The sequence below is a fragment of the Senimuribacter intestinalis genome (assembly GCF_943192965.1).
GTDB lineage: Bacteria > Bacillota > Clostridia > Peptostreptococcales > Anaerovoracaceae > Senimuribacter > Senimuribacter intestinalis.
The window spans coordinates 86,817-105,996 of record NZ_CALPCF010000009.1 but is presented as its reverse complement, the minus strand read 5'-3'; the positions used below and the strand labels follow the sequence as shown (position 1 = coordinate 105,996).

The window sequence follows — 19,180 nt, the reverse complement described above, 5'->3', positions numbered from 1 at the left end:
CAAGTTGTTCGTGCGCTATTAGCTCAATTGGATAGAGTAGCGCACTACGAATGCGAAGGTTAGGGGTTCGAGTCCCTTATGGCGCACCAAAACGGAAATACCCATCATCGGATGGGTATTTTTGTTTTTTGGTAACAGATGTTATGGAAGGGGATCAAGACCGAAAAGGAAAGCAAGGTCGTCTTCGTTTGATTTATTGATGTTCTTTTAGCCACCGGACTGTGCATTGCGTTAAATATGCAGAGCCGATTGGGCAGACGTTTTCATTGAACTGAAGCCTGGGATTATGTGCAGGGACATCTCCTCGCTCGTCCATATATCCAGCCAAAAGATACATGAATACGTTGGGAACTTTCTCAGCGATGGTCGCAAAATCTTCAGAAGCAATGGCTGATGTGTCGGGAACAGGAGTCAGCTCTGGAATTGAAAGTTCTTTCATATAGCCTACTATCTCGTTTGTCATAACAGGATCGCATACTAGCGGTAGCACCTCAGAAATCATCTCAATCTCTGCCAACGCTCAAGACACTTGCGATGTCTTGTGATTCGAAAATCATCTACAGAACGCAGTACCAGTGTCCGTTCATAAAAATACACAAATAACTAACAAAAAAATTTTAGTAAGCACATAAGCAAACGTAATGATGGGAATTGAAAGGGGCAGATAATTAGAACTTTTTTGTAGGAAAATCGTTAGACTTTCATCATGGACTATTTGTTGAAATTTTACTAAAAACCTTGTATAATCGAAAGTACGATGTTAATCACACTAAGAGGGGAAATAGAATTTTGAGAAGCGATCGAAATAAGAAAACTGAAAATTATGAGGGCATGAAATACAGCAAGGAACTGATACGGCAGTTATCAGACCCGGAATATGCTAAGGAAGAAGAACGTTATGCCCGGGAAGCGCAAAGGCGTAAAAGCGGAAAGTCCCAGACTAAAAGCAGGGCAGGCAGCATTGCCAAATCTGCTGGTACTGGTGCCTGCGCATCAACGAAAGGCAAACAAAAACAGAAGAAAAAGAAAAAATATAGATTTAGACCGGGGAAGCTTATCCGAAATCTTATCATGCTGTTCATGGTATTTTTGTTGGCTTTTACCGGGCTATTCTACGCTTTGACGGGAAATTTTGATAAGGTGGAAACGGAGAAAAGTGCTTTTGCTATTGATCCGCAGGTAGAAGACGATTTGAGCGGATATAGGAATATTGCAATTCTGGGCGTAGATTCCAGAGCTGATGAGGGTTATGACGGCAGCAGAACTGATGCTATCATCATCATGAGTATTAAAAAGTCTACTGGAGAGATAAAACTGATTTCTGTCATGCGTGATTCTTACCTGAGAATGGAATATATGGATGGCACATCTATTTTGGACAAGATTACCCATGCTCATCACTATGCGGGTGGTGTAAATACTTGCGCCTCATTGAATCAGAGTTTGGATTTGAATATTGACGAGTTTGTCATCTTTAACTGGAAAGCTGTGGCAGACGCAGTGGATTGTCTGGGTGGTATTACCGTCAACGTCAAGGAAAACGAAATCAACGATATGAACCATTGGGGACCGGATACGGCAGAAAATGTCGGACGAGATTATCACGAAATAACGGAAACAGGCAAACAGACGCTAGATGGTGTACAGGCAACGACCTACTGCAGAATCAGAAAGACCAGCGGGGGTGATGCAGGCAGAAGCAGACGCTACAAAGCTGTGGTTGCAGGAGTTATGAAAAAGGCTTTGACCCACCCATGGAAGTTAAAAGAACTGTCTGACACGGTATTTCCAAATATCAGAACCAATATGAGTCAGACGCAGATGTATACAGCGGTAATTCAGGCGCCGAGATATCATTTTGGCAAGAGCGTCAGCTGGCCGAATGAATACTGGGCTGACCTGCTTAGAGGCATTTCCTATGTGGTGCCGATGACCTTGGAGTCTAACGTAAAGTGGCTGCACAAACGAGCTTTTGGACAGGAGGATTACCAGCTGTCAGATACCTGTCAGCAGATTAATCAGGACATCAGCTATGACACGGAGCTGTATTAAATCACATCAAACCAAAAGACACTGTATTCCCAAAAGGGAAATGCAGTGTCTTTTAATTACTCGCCGATTTCAGCTAGCTCCTTATATTTGTTATCGATTTCTTTTAATTTCTCGATAATCTTGATTTTCTGCGGACAGTGGGACTCGCAGTTTCCACAGCCGATGCAGTCTTTTCTGTTTGGCGTGATCGCATTGTACTGACCTGATAAGGAACCCCAAATATAGTGAAAACCCTTGCTTGCTGCTTCATTGTACAGTTTGAAAATATCCGGAATCTTGATTTCCTGCGGACATTCATAGCAGTAGTTGCAGCCAGTACAAGGAACCAGAATGTCTGCCTGAAGGACTTTTACTGCATCGTCGACTGCCTGCTTTTCAGCTTCACTCAAAGTAGGTCCTTGGAAGATTTCGATGTTTTCCTCAAGCTGAGAAAGTTCGGACATACCGGACAGGGTGCAAAGAACGCCTGGCAGCTCATTGACAAAGCGCAGGGCGTAAGACGCATAGCTTGCGCCAGTGCCTGTGCTGTTTAAAATCTGACAGGCTTTTTCGCTGAGCGGATTTGCCAACATGCCGCCGCGAATCGGCTCCATAACTACAATTGGTTTATCAAACTCCCGGGCAACCTTATAGACATCTTTTGCGTTTCCGTTTTCCCAGTCAAAATAATTGAGCTGCAGCTGAATAAATTCCAGGTTGTCTCCATATTTTGTCAGAGTTTCATGGAGAAAATCAGGCCCACAGTGAAAGGACGCTCCCAGATGATGAATGCGGCCTGCAGCCTTTTCCTTTGATAAGTAGTCAACGACCTGCAGTTTTTCTACAGCTTCAAGGTCGCCTTCACCGAGGCTGTGAATCAGATAAAAATCAAAGTAGTCAGTCTTGCATTTGCGCAGCTGATCCTCAAAGATTTTGCGCAGATCATCTGCGGTTTCGCAAAGCCAGCAAGGCATTTTGTCCGCCAGGCAGTAGCTGTCTCTCGGGTGCCTGGACAACGCTTCGCCGACAAAGTTTTCCGACTCGCCGTCGTGATATTTATAAGCAGTATCGATATAGGTGATACCTTTCGCCAACGCTATATCAATCATTTTCTGCCCTTTTTCGTAGTCGATGGTGCCGTCTTTGTGCATAGGCAGGCGCATCATGCCAAAGCCAAGGCGGGAAATCTGTTTCCCGTGAAAATCTGTGTAGTTCATAGGAGCCTCCTTGTTTCAATATAATAGATATTATACAGGAATTGGTGTCTCAGTTCAATGGGCTATCCGAAGCGTGTTATACATGGAAGGGAAATGGGCGCCACATTTTGTCTTGTTTGTTGAAAGTCTGGCGTTAAGGTGATAAAAAGTGCCATATTTATCGTGTTTTTACAGACTAATGGCGGGCAAATCCAGAACTTATAAAGCATTGCAGAAAAATGACAGGTGCATATGATTATCTGCTTTGGAGATTGCGCCATGTTTCCATTAATTCAAAATGAACCTGGCGGCACAGCGCCGCTATTTAGTAGATTTTATCCGTTTATGGCGTGCCGCCGCCATTCTTTGTTAAAAGTCTATAGAACATGGCGTATTTCAACCCTTCGACGCCATAAGAAGGAAAAACGAACTTAAATATGGCGCGGTAATGAAGGTGACTAGATATAAAAATTTCATAGGGTTGCGCGCAAAATGGATGGGAAAACTGTATTGCGCCTTACGGCGTTAAATTTGGAAAATCATCCAAAAACCGTCCTAAAATCACACAGTTTAACCAATTAAAGCACTTTAGCACCTAACAGTACGAAAGCGTTGAAAATTGGCGTTTTTTGTTTTTTTGTGATGCATGTACTTCAAAAAGAACATTGGATTTTCAATAGCAACAGGCATTTTGTATTGACTTGAAAATATGATAAATGTAATATGAAAAAAAGTTGTATACAGAATATTTCGTGTAAAATAACGATTTTGTGTAAAAGGAGGATTCTATTATGATTGCTAAAATCTTAGCACTTCTGCCAGGCGCTGACTGCTGTGGCGGTTGCGGCAAGGAAACCTGCAGGGCTTGTGCAGAAAGCATTGCAGACGGATCGAGCGTAGCTCTTTGTCCTGCCTGCACGCAGGAAGCTGTGAATGCCATTGCAGAAGTGACGGGAAGAGAACGTAAAGCGGCAAAGGATGAAATTGCTTTCGTTGCCTGCAGTGGTGATTCCGCAGGGAAAAAGCGCTTTTCAGGAAAAACCTGCCGCGAGGCGGTTGCCGAAGGATTTTTGCGGGGCGAATGCCGATATGGCTGCATCGGCTGCGGAGACTGTACAAAGACTTGTAGATTCGGCGCTATGAAGCTGGTTGACGGAGATGTTATCATCGACCCTGAAAAGTGTAACGGTTGCGGTGCATGTGCGGCTGAAGGCGCTTGTGTACAGGGGCTTATCCGCATGATTCCAAGAGAGGCGACCAACTTTATTCCGTGTTCCAATCGGGATGAGGATGATGACAGAGTCAGGGAAATCTGTGGATATGGCTGCATCGGCTGTGGGGACTGTGTTCGTGCTTGTCCGGAGGGCGCAGTGGAAATTGTCGATAACCATGCAGTCATTGACTATGACAAGTGTGTCGGCTGTGTGGCATGTACAGTGAAGTGCAAGAAAAAAATCATCGTGGATACCCTGCATGATTTAACAAAATTAAAGGAAAAGGTTGCTTTTGTCAGATGTAACGGCAGTAGGAACGAGAAGGCATACCAGGCAGCGGGAGCAGCAACCTGCGCTGAAGCGGCTAAACTGGACGCGAAAGACCTCGGTATTTGCACTACCGGCTGCACAGGACAGGGGGACTGCACGAAAGTCTGTCGCTATGGCGCAATCAAAGTCGTAGACGGAAGTGCGCAGGTAGATCCTGACAAATGTGTGGGATGTAAAGATTGTACTTACGCATGTCCGATGAAGTTGATTGTCATGGTGCCGTACAAAGGCGCAAAGATGGTACCGTGTGTATCCACCGCAGATTACGAGGACAAAGCTTCTGTCTGCAGCAGCGCATGTGTCGGCTGCAGCGACTGTGCGGCAAATTGTCCAAACGGTGCGATTTATATGGAAGAAGCGCATGCAGTGGTCGATTCAGAAATCTGCGAAAACTGTCAGGTCTGTCAGTATATCTGCGCCAGAGGTATTATTAAGGAGCGGGAAGTGCCAGAGTACAGCTATTTACAGGAAGCAGCTCTTGCTATGAGGAAAGGAGAGTGATTACGGTGAGAAAATTAAAGACCATGGACGGAAACACTGCTGCAGCACACGTGGCATATGCTTTTTCTGAGGTAGCAGCCATTTATCCAATCACACCATCATCTCCGATGGCAGAGAGTATGGACGAATGGGTTTCTCAGGATAGAACCAATATCTTTGGAGAAAAAGTAAAAATCATTGAAATGGAATCAGAAGGCGGCGCAGCCGGGGCAGTGCATGGCTCTATTACAGCCGGTGCTTATACATCCACCTTCACTGCCTCTCAGGGTCTACTTTTGATGATTCCAAATATGTATAAACTAGCCGGAGAGCAGACGCCGACGGTATTTCATGTGGCTGCAAGAGCACTGGCAACTCACGCCCTTTCCATCTTCGGGGACCATTCCGACGTGATGGGCTGTCGCCAGACTGGTTTTGCTATGCTGGCGTCAAATTCCGTGCAGCAGGCTATGGATCTTGCTGCAGTAGCGCATCTTTCAACCATAGCAGGAAAGCTGCCAATGCTCCACTTCTTTGATGGTTTCAGAACCTCTCACGAAAACCAGAAAATTGAAATCTGGGACTATGAGGATTTAAAAGAAATGGTGGACTGGGACGCAGTAAAGGCTTTCAAGGCACGTTCTATTCACCCTGCGCACCCACACAGCATGGGTTCAGCGGAGCAGCCGGAAACTTTTTTCCAGCACAGAGAAGCGTGCAACACGGCATATCTGGAAACTGCGGATATTGTCAATACCTATATGGAAAAAGTCAATGCTAAAATCGGCACAAACTATAAACCGTTTAACTATTACGGTGCGCCTGATGCAGAAGAAATCATCGTAGCTATGGGCTCTGTATGCGACGCTGCGGAAGAAGTTGTGGACTATCTCCTTGCAAAGGGTAAGAAGGTCGGTATTATAGAAGTTCATCTTTACAGACCGTTTTCTACCAAATATCTGTTAAACGTGATGCCTGAAACGGTGAAGAAAATTGCTGTACTGGATAGAACCAAAGAGCCGGGCGGCGTAGGCGAGCCTTTATATCTTGATATAATTTCCGCACTGCGGGGCAGTCGCTTTGAGGAATGTCTGGTAACAGGCGGGCGTTACGGTCTTGGCTCGAAGGACACGCAACCGGGTGATATTCTGGCGGTTTACGAAAATCTTTGGGCAGATGAGCCGAAGAAGGAATTCACCATTTCCATCACTGATGATGTGACCGGATTATCTCTTGCTGTCAGTGAAAATCCTGACGTTGCGCCAAAGGGAACAAAGGCTTGCAAATTCTGGGGTCTGGGTGCAGACGGAACAGTTGGCGCGAATAAGAACTCCGTAAAAATCATCGGCGACCACACGGATAAGAAGGTACAGGCATACTTCCAGTATGACTCCAAGAAGTCTGGCGGTGTGACCATTTCTCACCTGCGTTTTGGCGATGAACCGATTAAATCTTCTTATTATGTAAAACAGGCTGACTTTGTTGCCTGCCATAATGCGGCATATCTGAACCGCTATGAGATGGTGCAGGACGTAAAGCCGGGCGGTTACTTCCTTCTCAACTGCGTATGGAGCGATGAGGAATTGGATACCCACTTGCCTGCGACAGTAAAGAGATATATCGCCCGTAACAACATCAAATTCTATACCTGCGACGCTGTTTCTATCGCAAAGGAAATCGGTCTCGGCGCAAGAAGAACCAATACGGTACTGCAGGCTGCATTCTTTAAGTTGGCTGATATTATTCCAATTGAGGAAGCAGTAGGCTATATGAAAGCTGCAATCAAAAATACCTACGGCAAAAAAGGCGAAAAAATTGTTGCGATGAACATGGCGGCAGTTGATGCCGGTGTTGCCAATGTCCATAAAGTAGAAGTCCCAGAAAGCTGGGCTGACGCTCCTGATGATGCACCGGTTCCAAAGCTTTGCGGCCGCGATCAGGCGCACACCGATTACCTCAACGATATTCTGGTACCGACCAATACTTTGACCGGCGATAACGTTCCGGTATCAACTTTCCTGACGACAGCTAGCGGCTGTATTCCGGCAGGAACGGCAGCCTTTGAGAAGAGAGGCATTGCCACGGATGTTCCTGTATGGAACAAGGAAAACTGCATGCAGTGCAACTGGTGCTCCTACGTATGCCCACACGGCGTCATCAGACCGTTTGTACTGGACGAAACAGAAATCGATTCGGTAAACGGAGATTATCTTGCTATGAAGGGCGTTTCTGGTAAGTTCTTTACCCTGGGTATTTCCGCACTGGACTGCACCGGCTGCGGATCCTGTGCTCAGGTTTGCCCTGCCAGAAAGAAGGCGCTGGAAATCGTACCGGCAGAGGACGAAGTGGTTTCTGCAGCGCAGGAAAAATACAATTATTTGTTCAGTGAGGTGACTGAAAAGGAAGTACCGTTTGGCGTTAATACCGTAAAGGGTTCCCAGTTCAAACAGCCGCTTCTTGAGTTCTCCGGCGCATGTCCGGGCTGCGGCGAGTCTCCTTATGCAAAGCTGGTAACGCAGCTCTTTGGTGACAGAATGTATATCGCCAATGCGACGGGTTGTTCCTCTATTTGGGGCTGCAGCGCACCGAGCACACCGTACACTGTAAACAAAGAGGGCAGAGGACCTGCGTGGGCAAATTCGCTCTTTGAAGATAATGCGGAGTTCGGTCTGGGTATGGCAATGTCTATGCAGGCGCGCCGCGGTGAAATGAAGTCAGCAGTAGAGCGGCTTGTGGATACAGTAGGTATTCCTGCAAAGGCATGGCTTGCTTCTATGGACGATGCTAAGGCAGCGGAAGAAACTGGAAAAATTCTGGAAGAGGCCTGTACGAAAGTTGCAGATGAAAACGTTGACGCAAAATACGTATTAGAAAATAAAGATATGCTCATCAAACCGTCCATGTGGATTTTCGGCGGTGATGGCTGGGCGTACGATATCGGCTATGGCGGTCTTGACCACGTATTGGCCTCCGGTGAAAATGTAAACGTTATGGTCTTTGACACAGAAGTTTACTCCAACACCGGCGGACAGTCCTCCAAGGCTACGCCAATCGGCGCTGTTGCAAAATTTGCAGCCTCTGGTAAAGCGGTAAAGAAAAAGGATTTAGCCCAGATTGCTATGGCTTACGGCTATGTATATGTAGCACAGGTTGCAATGGGTGCAAATCCGGAGCAAACCCTGCGTGCAATCAGAGAAGCCGAAAGCTATGACGGGCCTTCCCTGATTATCGCTTACGCACCTTGTATCAACCAGGGGCTGAAAGCCGGCATGAACAAGGCAATGCTGGAAATGAAAAACGCGGTTCGCGCAGGCTACTGGAATCTGCTCAGATTCAATCCGGACCTAGCAGCAGAAGGAAAGAACCCGCTGTCCATTGACAGTCCGGCACCTAGCGAAAGCTACAGAGACTTTATCATGGGAGAAGTTCGTTACAACTCCCTGCAGCTGAAGTTCCCTGAAAGAGCAGAGCAGCTCTTTGCTAAAGCAGAGGAAATGGCGATGGACAGATACGCACATCTGCAGAACCAGAAAAAGAGCTTTGATAATTAGGAGAGGAGGATCACCCGATGAAAATGTTTGAAGTAGTGAGCAAGAGAAAGCTCAATGACAATATTACCTGGCTGGTCATCTACGCTCCGCTGGTGGCAAGAAAGGCAAGACCGGGACAGTTCATCATTTTGAGAACTGATGAATATGGTGAGAGAATTCCGCTCACCATGGCAGGACATAACGAAAAGGATGGCACTATCGACCTCATTTATGCGGCAGTGGGCAGAACAACTATGCTGATGGATCAGCTGGAAGTGGGCGACTGTTTTGCAGATATTGTAGGACCTCTTGGAAAACCGACCCATATGGATGGATTGAAAAAGGTCTGCGTGGTTGGCGGCGGCACAGGAAACGCTTTGGCATATCCGTTGGCAACGGGTATGCATGACCACGGCATTGAAGTCGATATGATTGCCGGATTTAAAAATAAAGATTTGGTAATTTTAGAGGAGGAATTTCGCGCAGGGACGGACCGCCTGTTCATGGTGACAGATGACGGTTCTTACGGCGAAAAGGCTTTTACCACCGACAAGCTGAAAGCCCTCATTGAAGAGGGAAATCAGTACGACGAAATCGTTGCAGTGGGGCCGCCGATTATGATGAAGTTAGTTTGCAAGCTGGCGGAAGAACACAACATTCCGTCTGTAGCGTCTTTGACTGCATATATGATTGATGGAACCGGCATGTGCGGAGGCTGCCGCGCTAACATCGGCGGCGAGGATAAATTTGTCTGCGTAGACGGACCGGAATTTGACGGAAGTCTTGTTGACTGGGACGAATTGATTCAGAGAAACGCATACTATGCGGAGCAGGAAGCAACTGACCGTGCTCACGTTTGTCGCTTGACAGGAGGTGTTCGTTACCATGATTAATTTAACAAGAGAAAAATGTCCAATGCCGGAACAGGCGCCTGATGTTCGCAACAAGAACTTTCTAGAGGTGTCCAGCGGCTATACGGAGGAGATGGCTATAAGCGAGGCTATGCGCTGCCTTAAGTGCCGTAAAAAACCTTGCATGAGCGGTTGCCCGGTCATGGTTAAAATTCCTGACTTTATTGCCAAAATCGCCGAAGGCGAATTTGAGGAAGCTTATCAGATTATCAGTGAAACCAGTTCACTGCCTGCAATTTGCGGCCGGGTATGTCCGCAGGAAAATCAGTGCGAGGGTAAGTGCGTTCACGGTACCAAGGGCGAGCCGGTTGCCATCGGTCGTTTGGAGCGCTTTGCCGCCGACTGGCATGCTGCAAACTACGGCGATGAAGAAATCAAACCTGCTGAAAGCAATGGTCACAAGGTGGCTGTCATCGGTGCGGGTCCTGCAGGACTTGCATGTGCGGGAGATTTGATCAACAAAGGCTATGAAGTAACTGTTTACGAGAGTTTGCACAAGACCGGCGGCGTGCTGGTTTACGGCATTCCGCAGTTCCGTCTGCCGAAGGAGATTGTAGCGGCTGAGGTTGCAAAGCTTTCCGCAAAAGGTGTGAAGTTTGTTACCAATGCTATCGTTGGCCGCGCTATCACTGTCGACGAGTTGATGAAGGAAGAAGGCTTTGAATCTGTGTTTATCGGAACTGGCGCAGGTCTTCCATCCTTTATGAAGATTCCTGGTGAAAACCTGCTGGGTGTATGCTCTGCCAACGAGTATCTGACCCGTATCAATCTGATGAAGGCATACCTGCCTGAATATGATACACCGATTCAGAAGGTTGATAAGATTGCCGTAGTCGGCGGCGGTAACGTGGCTATGGATGCCGCAAGATGTGCAAAGCGCATGGGTGCAAGCGAGGTCTATATTATTTATCGCCGCAGCATGGATGAGCTTCCGGCAAGAGCGGAAGAAGTACATCACGCTATGGAAGAGGGGATTGTATTTAAGCTGCTGACCAATCCGGTTGCTATCAAAGGCGATGAAAAAGGTCATGTAACAGGCATTGAATGCGTCACCATGGAACTAGGCGAGCCGGATGCTTCCGGACGACGCAGACCGGTTACAGTGGAAGGTTCAAATCATGTGATTCCGATAGATATGGTTATCATGTCCATCGGCACAAAGCTGAACACGCTGATTTTGGATACCACGGAGGAGCTGGCGGCAAACGACCGTGGAGGTATTGGCGCTGACAGCGCTGCTGCAACAAATCGTCCCGGCATTTTCGCAGGCGGCGACGCAGTAACCGGCGCAGCTACGGTAATCAAAGCTATGGGCGCAGGAAAAACTGCAGCGGCAGGGATTGATGAGTATTTGAGTAAATAAATGGACTTTAGAGAAAACGGAGCATGGGAACATGCTTCGTTTTTTAATAGCGTTGCTACTGGATTTTTACGGCGGACTCTGCTAAAATAAACTCTATGAAAAAGATTATGATTGCAGCCGCAAAGACGGCTATAGAGGAGTACAAAGACTATATAGACGCATTTAAAAGACTTGGTGCAGAACCTTTTTTATCACTGTCGGAGGAGGAATTGGCAGAAGCAGACGCTCTGGTGCTGCCAGGGAGCAGGCAGGATATGAATCCGAAGCTTTGGGGAGAAGAAGACCAAGGTTCCAACGACATCAACGATGAACTGGACAGCGCGCAGCTTACACTGATGGATCTTGCTATGGAGAAAGAGATGCCGGTGCTGGGGATTTGCAGAGGCATGCAGTTTCTAAACGTATACTTTGGAGGCACGCTGATACAGGATTTGCCATGCGCAGAGGCTCACAAGAGGAGGGAGCCGGAGCTTTATCACAGCGTGATCCATGTTCAAGGTACGTGTATGCATGGACTCTTTGGTGAGAATTCTTTTGTCAATACACGTCATCATCAGGGGGCAGGACGTATAGGTAGTGGTTTACAGGTAGCTTCTTTCTGGAATGATGGAGAAGATACAGTGGTGGAGGCTGTCGAAATGGAAGAAAACAGAGGGAAGGTACTGGGCGTGCAGTGGCACCCGGAAAAGATGTACCTATATGGAGATAAGGAAAGCAGAGCAGACGGAGAAAAACTGCTCAAAGCTTGGCTGAGGAAGGAAGAGGAATTATGATTAGAATTACCACGGACAGTATTACAACGTTACCTGTAGATGCCATTGTCAATGCGGCAAACAATGCCCTTCTTGGCGGCGGAGGAGTAGACGGCGCCATCCATAGAGCGGCAGGACCTGAGCTTCTTGCAGAGTGCCGGTCTCTTCACGGCTGTGAAACGGGTGATGCAAAGGTGACGAAGGGATATAATCTGCCGGCAAAGTATGTAATTCACACGGTGGGACCTGTTTATCGCGGAGGCGCCCACGGCGAGGCAGAAAAACTGGAAAGCTGCTACTTGCGTAGTCTTGAGGAAGCGGAGCGACTGGGGATAAGGTCCATCGCCTTTCCTGCAATCAGCACTGGTGTTTATGGTTATCCAAAGGTGGAGGCAGCAGAAATTGCGGTGAAAACGGTACAGAATTACCTGAAAACACATTCGGGCAGCGGAATTGAAGAAGTGCTGATGGTGTGCTTTGACGCAAGAACGGAGGAAATTTACAGAGAACTGTTATGAAAAAGCAACACAAAAGTAATGATTTTTTGTGGACAAGATACAAAAAATCGTTGCAAGACATCTCCTGTTATAATATAATAGAGAAGATTGTTGATTATGGAGGAAAATGTAGAAGATGGGAATAAAAGTAGCGAAATTTGGCGGTTCTTCAGTTGCTGACGGAATCCAGCTGATGAAGACGAAGCAAATCATCGAAGCAGACCCTGACCGCAAGTACATCGTTGTATCTGCACCGGGAAAACGTTTTGATGGAGACAATAAAATTACAGATCTTTTGTATCTGTGCAAGACTCATATGGAACATAACCTGCCTTATGAACAGGTTTTTCAGGTTATTACGGACAGATTTATGGCGGTTCAGCTGAATTTGAATGTTAACGTTGACCTGCAGGGGCACTTTGATATCATTAAAGAGAATCTGAAAAAGGGCTGCTCTTCTGACTATATTGCAAGTCGTGGTGAGTATTTAAATGCTGTACTGATTGCAGCTTTTTTAGGGTATGATTTTGTTGATGCTGAAGGGCTTATTTTATTTGATAATAAAGGCAGACTGATGCAGGAAGCGACCGATGAAGCGCTTCGCAAAGAGCTTGCAAAACATGAGAGGGCTGTACTTCCTGGATTTTATGGCAGTAATGCAGAGGACGGCAAGGTGCGGACTTTCTCCAGAGGAGGTTCTGATATTACAGGTTCTCTGGTGGCAAGAGCAGTGGATGCGGATATTTATGAAAACTGGACGGATGTATCTGGTTTTCTGATGGCGGATCCGAGAATTGTAAAAAATCCGAAGCCGATTCATAAGATTTCTTATAAAGAACTGCGGGAACTCTCTTATATGGGAGCGTCGGTGTTGCATGAAGACGCGATTTATCCAGCAAGAATTGCAAATATTCCAATTAACATTAGAAATACGAATTTGCCGGAGGATCCAGGAACCATTATTACGGCAGAGCACGATGAAAGCAATACAAATGTTGTAACAGGCATTGCGGGCAGTAAAGATTTTACCGTTATTGCGATTTACAAAAATATGCTCAGCAGTGAACGAGGCTTTGTCAGAAGAATCCTGGCAATCTTGGAGGATATGGATATCAACTTTGAGCATTTGCCGAGCGGGATTGATACTATTTCTGTCGTAGTCTCCAACAAAAGTCTGGACGGACGACTCGATGAACTTCTGGAAGCTTTTGAAAAACAGCTGAGTCCTGACCACATGGAAACTTTTGAGGATATCGCCCTCATTGCTACAGTGGGCCACGGCATGAGCAGCAGAAGCGGCGTTTCGGCGGCATTGTTTACAGCCCTTGCCGAAACGGAGGTTAACATTAGAATGATCGATCAGGGTTCCAGCGAAATGAACATTATCGTTGGAGTACAGAATCGTGACTTTGATACGGCAATCCGTGCCATCTATCAGGCATTTGTATAACGAATAACGATTTAGAAAACTGCAGGGCGCAAAACCGTCAGCTGAAAGGACGGGGCGCCTTGTTTTTTGTTGTCAAAACCTCGTGTTGTGCCCGGTTGTGCAAATCCGGCTTATCTTTTGTCTTATGCACAACTGTTGTCATGATGGGTTGTGTATCTTGCTTCTGAACACAGGTTTTTGCACAACCTTATTCTTTTAGATCATATAATTCCGGCAGGAAGTTGAGTAAAATCAAACTATTTTATTATGAATGCACAATTCGGGTGAGAGAAAATTGCGGACAAGTAGAATTTTAACGAGATAGTTGTGCAAAAAAATTAATCTTTATCGGATTTACACAACTTTGCAGTAGCGTAGTTGTGCATTCGGCGAATAAAAGCATGGATTTGCACAACTTCGTAGTTTCAACGTATCTGCAGGGGGTATTTCACGTGCAAAAATCCTGTTGACAGAAATAAAGTTGCGTGCTAAAATATTTGACGTATTAAAATTATTAACGGTGTTAACTATTTCTTGCGGTAAGTTTAGAACAGGAGACCAATCATGAGAGAGGAACAGAAAAATTTTTTTGATATCATGCATTCTTTTCGGAAATTGAATCTTTCCAGCATGCTGCCGGGCATCAGTCACGGGGAACTTGGTGTGCTGAAGATGATACAGCACTGTCAAAGGTGCAGCGGAGTCGACCAAGGGGGGGTGAAAGTCTCTTTGATTGTGAAAGAAATGCATCTGCCGCCGCCGGCTATTTCCAGAGCATTGCGTGTGCTGGAGGAAAAAGAACTGGTGCTGCGTGATGTGGATAAGAAAGACCGGCGTAATACTTTTGTTAAGGTGACGGAGAAAGGAATCGCGCGCATTGCAGAAGCAGACTGCATTATGGAAGAATTCTCTGATGCAGTGTTTGGCAATTTGGGGGCAGACACCATGCAAAAACTTAACGACTACCTGCAGAAGTTTGTGGAAACTTCCAAAATAGAAATAGAAAAACGAAAGTATAATGAAAAGAAGGGGGAAAGTGAATGAAGAGAATTTTTAGGAACATAATTCCGTACTGGAAATCTGTGCTTCTGATTGTGCTGCTGCTTACGGTGCAGGCCTATTGTGATCTGGCGCTGCCGCAGTACACAGCAGATATTATAGATACTGGTATTACAGGAAAGGGAGTGGAGCATATCGCCCCAGAGAGAATCACTGCTGAGGAATTTCGTGAAGCGCAAGTTTTTATGGAAGAAGAGGAAGCGGTACTGTGGAATGAGATTTATGTAGAGGACGGTGCCGATTACAGACTGAATGCAGAGGATGAAAAGGTTCTAGAAGAAGTCGACGAGAAGCTGATAACTGCTGTAGCGCTGACTTATCAGTTGGGTCACATGCGCGAAGGCGACTTTAAAGATACTATCAAAGAGGCGGTTTCTCAGAATCCACAGATGGCAGAATTGGAATCGAAAATAGACGATATGTCTATCGAAGAGATTGAAACTCTCATGGGCACCGATATTGACAGCTTTCAGGCGGAAGATGAAGAAGGGAATGTGTCGACTTATGTTGACATGCGTCCTCTGATGGAGCGTATGATTGCAGAAGGACAGATGGACGAGGCAGCCATCAGAAATGCCAGAACCTCTATGGAGGAAATGATTACCTCTGTAGGCGAAGATACTCTAAAGTCTATGGGGATTGCTTATGCTGCCTCCTGCAATGAGGCAGCAGGTATCGACATGGAGAAAGTACAGACTGACTATCTTTGGCGTGCAGGGTTTCGCATGTTTTTCATGGCAGCGCTTATGCTGGCGGCAGCGGTCTGCACTTCCTATCTGGCTGCAAGAATCGGCGCAGGAGTCGGCAGAGACCTGCGTGGCAAGGTATTTAAGAATGTAGTCGGATTTTCCAATGGAGAAATTGATAAATTTTCTACTGCATCGCTAATTACCAGAAGTACTAACGACGTACAGCAAATTCAGATGGTAACGACTATGATGCTTCGAATGGTGCTTTATGCGCCGATTTTGGGCATAGGCGGCATTTATAAGGTGGCAAAAACCGGTGCAGGCATGGGATGGATTATCGCGATGGCTGTCCTTGTAATTATGGGATTTGTGCTTCTGCTTGTTTCTATTGCAATGCCGAGGTTCAAACTCATGCAGATACTGGTCGACAATCTGAATCTGGTTTCCAGAGAGATTTTGACAGGTCTTTCAGTTATTCGAGCCTTTGGCAGAGAAAAGACCGAAGAAGAGCGTTTTGATGTTGCCAATGAGAATCTGAAGAAAACGCAGCTATTTACCAACCGGGTGATGACTTTTATGATGCCGGGCATGATGTTAATTATGAACTGTCTGGTCATTCTGATTATGTGGGTCAGCGCACAGAGAATCGACAGTGGAGATTTGCAGGTGGGAAATATGACAGCATTTATTACTTACTCCATGCTGATTGTCATGTCTTTCCTCATGTTGACTATGATGTCCATTATGCTGCCAAGAGCTGGCGTTGCTGCAGAACGTATCGATGAAGTGCTTCAGACAAAATCCTCTATTGGGGATCCGGAAGAACCGAAGGCTTTGAAAGAGCACAAAGGCGTGCTGGAATTTAAGAATGTCAGCTTCCGTTATCCGGGCGCAGAGGAAGACGTGCTGCATCATATTAGTTTCAAAGCGGAGCCGGGCAAGGTGACAGCTATGATTGGAAGTACCGGCGCTGGAAAATCGACGTTGGTAAATCTGATTCCAAGATTTTATGATGTGACGGAAGGAGAAATTACCTTAGACGGTGTAGATATTAGGGAACTGGCTTTGCACGAACTGCGTGAGGAAATTGGTTTTGTACCGCAGAAGGGGGTTCTGTTTTCTGGAACCATTGCTTCTAACCTTCGCTTTGGCAAGGTTTCGGCTACTGATGAAGAAATCAAAGCGGCAGCAGAAATCGCGCAGGCAGCGGATTTTATCGCAGAGAAAGAAGAGGGATTTGACAGCTATATCGCCCAGGGCGGCAGCAACGTGTCCGGTGGACAGAAGCAGCGTCTTGCTATTGCAAGAGCCATTGCAAAGAATCCAAAGGTTTTCGTCTTTGACGACAGCTTTTCTGCTCTGGATATGAAAACTGATGCAAAGCTTCGCAAAGCGCTGGCTGACAGAGTTAAAAATGCGACGGAGATTGTGGTTGCGCAGCGTATCAGCACCATACTTCATGCAGATCAGATATTGGTATTAGACGATGGAGAAATTGTGGGCAAGGGAACCCACGAGGAATTGATGAGAAACTGTGAGGTTTACAGGCAGATTGCAAGTTCTCAGCTTTCGGAAAAGGAACTGGGAGGTCTATCCCAGAGTGCACAGCTGCCGAAGACTACAGAGGGGGAGGTGAATGACAGTGAAGAATGATACAAGGGAGTTTAAGCCTAGGCGCAGAGGACCTGGCGGACACGGACCGATGGGTGCTATGATGGGCGGCGAGAAAGCGAAAGACTTCAAAGGCTCCTTTCAAAAGCTCCTCGCATATATCGGCAGATATAAGTTTGCCGTGCTGGTGGTTATGCTCTTTGCTGCGGCTTCAACGGTGTTCAACGTGCTGGGACCAAAGGTCATGGGACGCGCTACCACCGAACTTGCAGAGGGACTGATGAGGAAAATCGGAGGTACTGGGGGTATTGATTTTGACAAAATCCTGCAGATCCTTTTGATTACCTTGGGGCTTTATGCCGCAAGTTCGGTGTTTACCTTTGTGCAGGGCTTCATTATGAGCGGCATTACCCAGAAAATCTGTTACCGCATGAGAAGGGAGATTTCTGAAAAGATTAACCGCATGCCGATGAAATATTTTGAAAGCAGAACCTACGGTGAGGTGCTGTCCCGCATTACCAATGATGTGGACACATTAGGACAGGGGTTGAATCAGAGCATTACCCAAATTATTACATCGACTGCAACGCTGATTGGTGTACTGGTCATGATGCTATCTATTTCACCGCTGATGACTTTGATTGCGCTGGTGATTCTGCCGATTTCAGCAATCCTGATGTCGGTGGTAGTAAAGTATTCACAGAAACACTTCCGCACCCAGCAGAAGTATCTGGGCAATATCAATGGACAGGTGGAAGAAACTTTTGCGGGTCATTTGGTTATTAAGGCGTTTAATAAGGAAGACGAAACCATTACGGTATTCGACGAGACTAACGATGTACTTTACGAATCTGCTTGGAAATCGCAGTTTCTTTCAGGACTCATGCACCCACTGATGATGTTTGTAGGCAATATGGGCTATGCCGGTGTTGCGATTTCCGGAGGACTTCTGGCTATCAAGGGCACCATCGGAATTGGAGATATTCAGGCATTTATTCAGTATGTAAAGAATTTCACGCAGCCGATTCAGCAGATCGCTCAGGTCATCAATCAGGTGCAGTCTATGACGGCAGCATCCGAGCGTGTCTTTGAGTTTCTCGCAGAAGAAGAGGAAGAGCAGACTGTTGAAAATCCGGTGCAGCTGAAAGATCCGCAGGGCGCGGTGCGCTTTGATCACGTGCGTTTCGGCTACGACCCGCAGCAGATTATCATCAAGGATTTCAGCGCTGATGTAAAGCCAGGACAGAAAATTGCCATTGTGGGACCGACCGGTGCGGGCAAGACTACCATCGTAAAGCTGCTTATGCGGTTTTATGATGTACAGGAGGGTTCCATTTTCTTGGATGGACACGATATCAGAGCGTTCAACAGACACAATCTGCGTGATTATTTTGGTATGGTGCTGCAGGATACCTGGTTGTTTAAAGGGACGATTATGGAGAATATTCGCTATGGCAGACTGGACGCGACGGATGAAGAGGTTATTGCTGCGGCAAAGGCTGCCCATGCGGATCACTTTATCAGAACACTGCCGGGCGGCTACGAAATGGAACTTAATGAAGACGCCTCCAACGTTTCACAGGGACAAAAACAGCTGCTTACCATTGCCAGAGCCATTTTGGCAGATAACAGGGTGCTGATTTTAGACGAAGCGACGTCTTCTGTGGACACTCGTACTGAGGAGCGAATTCAGAGCGCTATGGATAATCTGATGGAAGGCAGAACCAGCTTTATTATCGCGCACAGATTATCTACCATTCGCAATGCAGATTTGATTCTCGTCATGAAGGAAGGCGACATCATTGAGCAGGGAAATCACGACCAGCTGCTGGCAGCCGGCGGTTTCTATGCTGATTTGTATAACTCCCAGTTTGAGGAACTAGGATAAAGGGATATTTTAGAAAAACAGATCAGAGACTTTATTGAAAGAATAGAGTCTCTGTTTTCGTATGCGCATAAGAAATGACAGCATTTTGTGAAAGAATTGGAAGCGGTGTACAGAAGAAACGAAATTTGAAAGAAATTTTGTAGGAGCAACTGGCTTACTTAATTCATGAAGGGTTCTTTTTCTTGTTGTGCCCACACGAT

The 19,180-nt window shown here is 46.4% G+C and carries 13 protein-coding genes and 1 tRNA gene; 12 read left to right on the top strand and 2 right to left on the bottom strand.

Features of this window, described 5'->3' with window-relative positions; genetic code table 11:
- Positions 1–12 precede the first annotated feature (12 nt).
- Positions 13–89: transfer RNA gene (locus NFR88_RS09435), tRNA-Arg, on the top strand.
- Positions 90–193: 104 nt separating this feature from the next.
- Here NFR88_RS09435 and NFR88_RS09430 read toward each other — a convergent pair.
- The gene (locus tag NFR88_RS09430; RefSeq protein ID WP_202620377.1) at positions 194–517 is read right to left on the bottom strand and encodes a zinc-binding metallopeptidase family protein; all 324 of its coding nucleotides are present in this window, start codon (positions 515–517) and stop codon (positions 194–196) included.
- Positions 518–831: 314 nt separating this feature from the next.
- Here NFR88_RS09430 and NFR88_RS09425 point away from each other — a divergent pair, with 314 nt between their 5' ends.
- Positions 832–2,052, top strand: coding sequence for an LCP family protein (locus NFR88_RS09425; protein WP_251615434.1), 1,221 nt, complete (start codon positions 832–834; stop codon positions 2,050–2,052).
- Positions 2,053–2,108: 56 nt separating this feature from the next.
- On the opposite strand, the gene NFR88_RS09420 is transcribed toward NFR88_RS09425, so the two are convergent.
- Positions 2,109–3,248 carry an aldo/keto reductase gene (locus tag NFR88_RS09420; RefSeq protein ID WP_251615432.1) on the bottom strand — a complete coding sequence of 380 codons (1,140 nt, stop codon included), beginning with the start codon at positions 3,246–3,248 and terminating at the stop codon, positions 2,109–2,111.
- Positions 3,249–4,018: 770 nt separating this feature from the next.
- On the opposite strand from NFR88_RS09420, the gene NFR88_RS09415 reads away from it, so the two are divergent.
- The 10 genes from NFR88_RS09415 to NFR88_RS09370 all read left to right on the top strand — a co-directional run bounded on the left by NFR88_RS09415 (position 4,019) and on the right by NFR88_RS09370 (position 18,980).
- A complete protein-coding gene (locus tag NFR88_RS09415) occupies positions 4,019–5,272 on the top strand; it encodes a 4Fe-4S dicluster domain-containing protein (RefSeq protein ID WP_251615430.1) in 1,254 nt (417 codons plus the stop codon).
- A gap of 23 nt (positions 5,273–5,295) precedes the next feature.
- Positions 5,296–8,802 (top strand): pyruvate:ferredoxin (flavodoxin) oxidoreductase, encoded by a 3,507-nt coding sequence (nifJ, locus tag NFR88_RS09410; protein ID WP_251615472.1) that lies wholly within the window; start codon positions 5,296–5,298, stop codon positions 8,800–8,802.
- Positions 8,803–8,819: 17 nt separating this feature from the next.
- A complete protein-coding gene (locus NFR88_RS09405) occupies positions 8,820–9,674 on the top strand; it encodes a sulfide/dihydroorotate dehydrogenase-like FAD/NAD-binding protein (RefSeq protein ID WP_338547071.1) in 855 nt (284 codons plus the stop codon).
- Positions 9,667–11,055, top strand: coding sequence for an NADPH-dependent glutamate synthase (gene gltA / locus NFR88_RS09400; RefSeq protein ID WP_251615429.1), 1,389 nt, complete (start codon positions 9,667–9,669; stop codon positions 11,053–11,055). Before NFR88_RS09405 ends, gltA begins: the two co-directional genes overlap by 8 nt.
- Positions 11,056–11,150: 95 nt before the next feature.
- A complete protein-coding gene (locus tag NFR88_RS09395) occupies positions 11,151–11,828 on the top strand; it encodes a gamma-glutamyl-gamma-aminobutyrate hydrolase family protein (protein WP_160202312.1) in 678 nt (225 codons plus the stop codon).
- Positions 11,825–12,325, top strand: coding sequence for an O-acetyl-ADP-ribose deacetylase (locus tag NFR88_RS09390; protein ID WP_160202313.1), 501 nt, complete (start codon positions 11,825–11,827; stop codon positions 12,323–12,325). Before NFR88_RS09395 ends, NFR88_RS09390 begins: the two co-directional genes overlap by 4 nt.
- Before the next feature lie 115 nt (positions 12,326–12,440).
- Positions 12,441–13,754: an aspartate kinase gene (locus NFR88_RS09385; protein ID WP_251615425.1), complete on the top strand. Its 1,314-nt coding sequence runs from the start codon at positions 12,441–12,443 to the stop codon at positions 13,752–13,754.
- Between the two features lie 543 nt (positions 13,755–14,297).
- The gene (locus tag NFR88_RS09380; protein WP_160202315.1) at positions 14,298–14,777 is read left to right on the top strand and encodes a MarR family winged helix-turn-helix transcriptional regulator; all 480 of its coding nucleotides are present in this window, start codon (positions 14,298–14,300) and stop codon (positions 14,775–14,777) included.
- Positions 14,774–17,134, top strand: coding sequence for an ABC transporter ATP-binding protein (locus tag NFR88_RS09375; RefSeq protein ID WP_251615424.1), 2,361 nt, complete (start codon positions 14,774–14,776; stop codon positions 17,132–17,134). Before NFR88_RS09380 ends, NFR88_RS09375 begins: the two co-directional genes overlap by 4 nt.
- Positions 17,118–18,980 carry an ABC transporter ATP-binding protein gene (locus NFR88_RS09370; RefSeq protein ID WP_251615422.1) on the top strand — a complete coding sequence of 621 codons (1,863 nt, stop codon included), beginning with the start codon at positions 17,118–17,120 and terminating at the stop codon, positions 18,978–18,980. The genes NFR88_RS09375 and NFR88_RS09370 overlap by 17 nt, the downstream gene beginning before the upstream one ends.
- Positions 18,981–19,180: the final 200 nt, after the last annotated feature.

Excerpts from the sequence above, each read along its gene's own strand:
- NFR88_RS09395 (WP_160202312.1), top strand. The coding sequence starts at position 11,151 with ATGAAAAAGATTATGATTGCAGCCGCAAAGACGGCTATAGAGGAGTAC.
- NFR88_RS09415 (WP_251615430.1), top strand. The coding sequence starts at position 4,019 with ATGATTGCTAAAATCTTAGCACTTCTGCCAGGCGCTGACTGCTGTGGC.
- nifJ (WP_251615472.1), top strand. The coding sequence starts at position 5,296 with ATGGACGGAAACACTGCTGCAGCACACGTGGCATATGCTTTTTCTGAG.
- NFR88_RS09385 (WP_251615425.1), top strand. The coding sequence starts at position 12,441 with ATGGGAATAAAAGTAGCGAAATTTGGCGGTTCTTCAGTTGCTGACGGA.
- NFR88_RS09390 (WP_160202313.1), top strand. The coding sequence starts at position 11,825 with ATGATTAGAATTACCACGGACAGTATTACAACGTTACCTGTAGATGCC.
- NFR88_RS09380 (WP_160202315.1), top strand. The coding sequence starts at position 14,298 with ATGAGAGAGGAACAGAAAAATTTTTTTGATATCATGCATTCTTTTCGG.
- NFR88_RS09425 (WP_251615434.1), top strand. The coding sequence starts at position 832 with ATGAAATACAGCAAGGAACTGATACGGCAGTTATCAGACCCGGAATAT.
- NFR88_RS09405 (WP_338547071.1), top strand. The coding sequence starts at position 8,820 with ATGAAAATGTTTGAAGTAGTGAGCAAGAGAAAGCTCAATGACAATATT.
- NFR88_RS09375 (WP_251615424.1), top strand. The coding sequence starts at position 14,774 with ATGAAGAGAATTTTTAGGAACATAATTCCGTACTGGAAATCTGTGCTT.
- gltA (WP_251615429.1), top strand. The coding sequence starts at position 9,667 with ATGATTAATTTAACAAGAGAAAAATGTCCAATGCCGGAACAGGCGCCT.
- NFR88_RS09420 (WP_251615432.1), bottom strand. The coding sequence starts at position 3,248 with ATGAACTACACAGATTTTCACGGGAAACAGATTTCCCGCCTTGGCTTT.
- NFR88_RS09370 (WP_251615422.1), top strand. The coding sequence starts at position 17,118 with ATGACAGTGAAGAATGATACAAGGGAGTTTAAGCCTAGGCGCAGAGGA.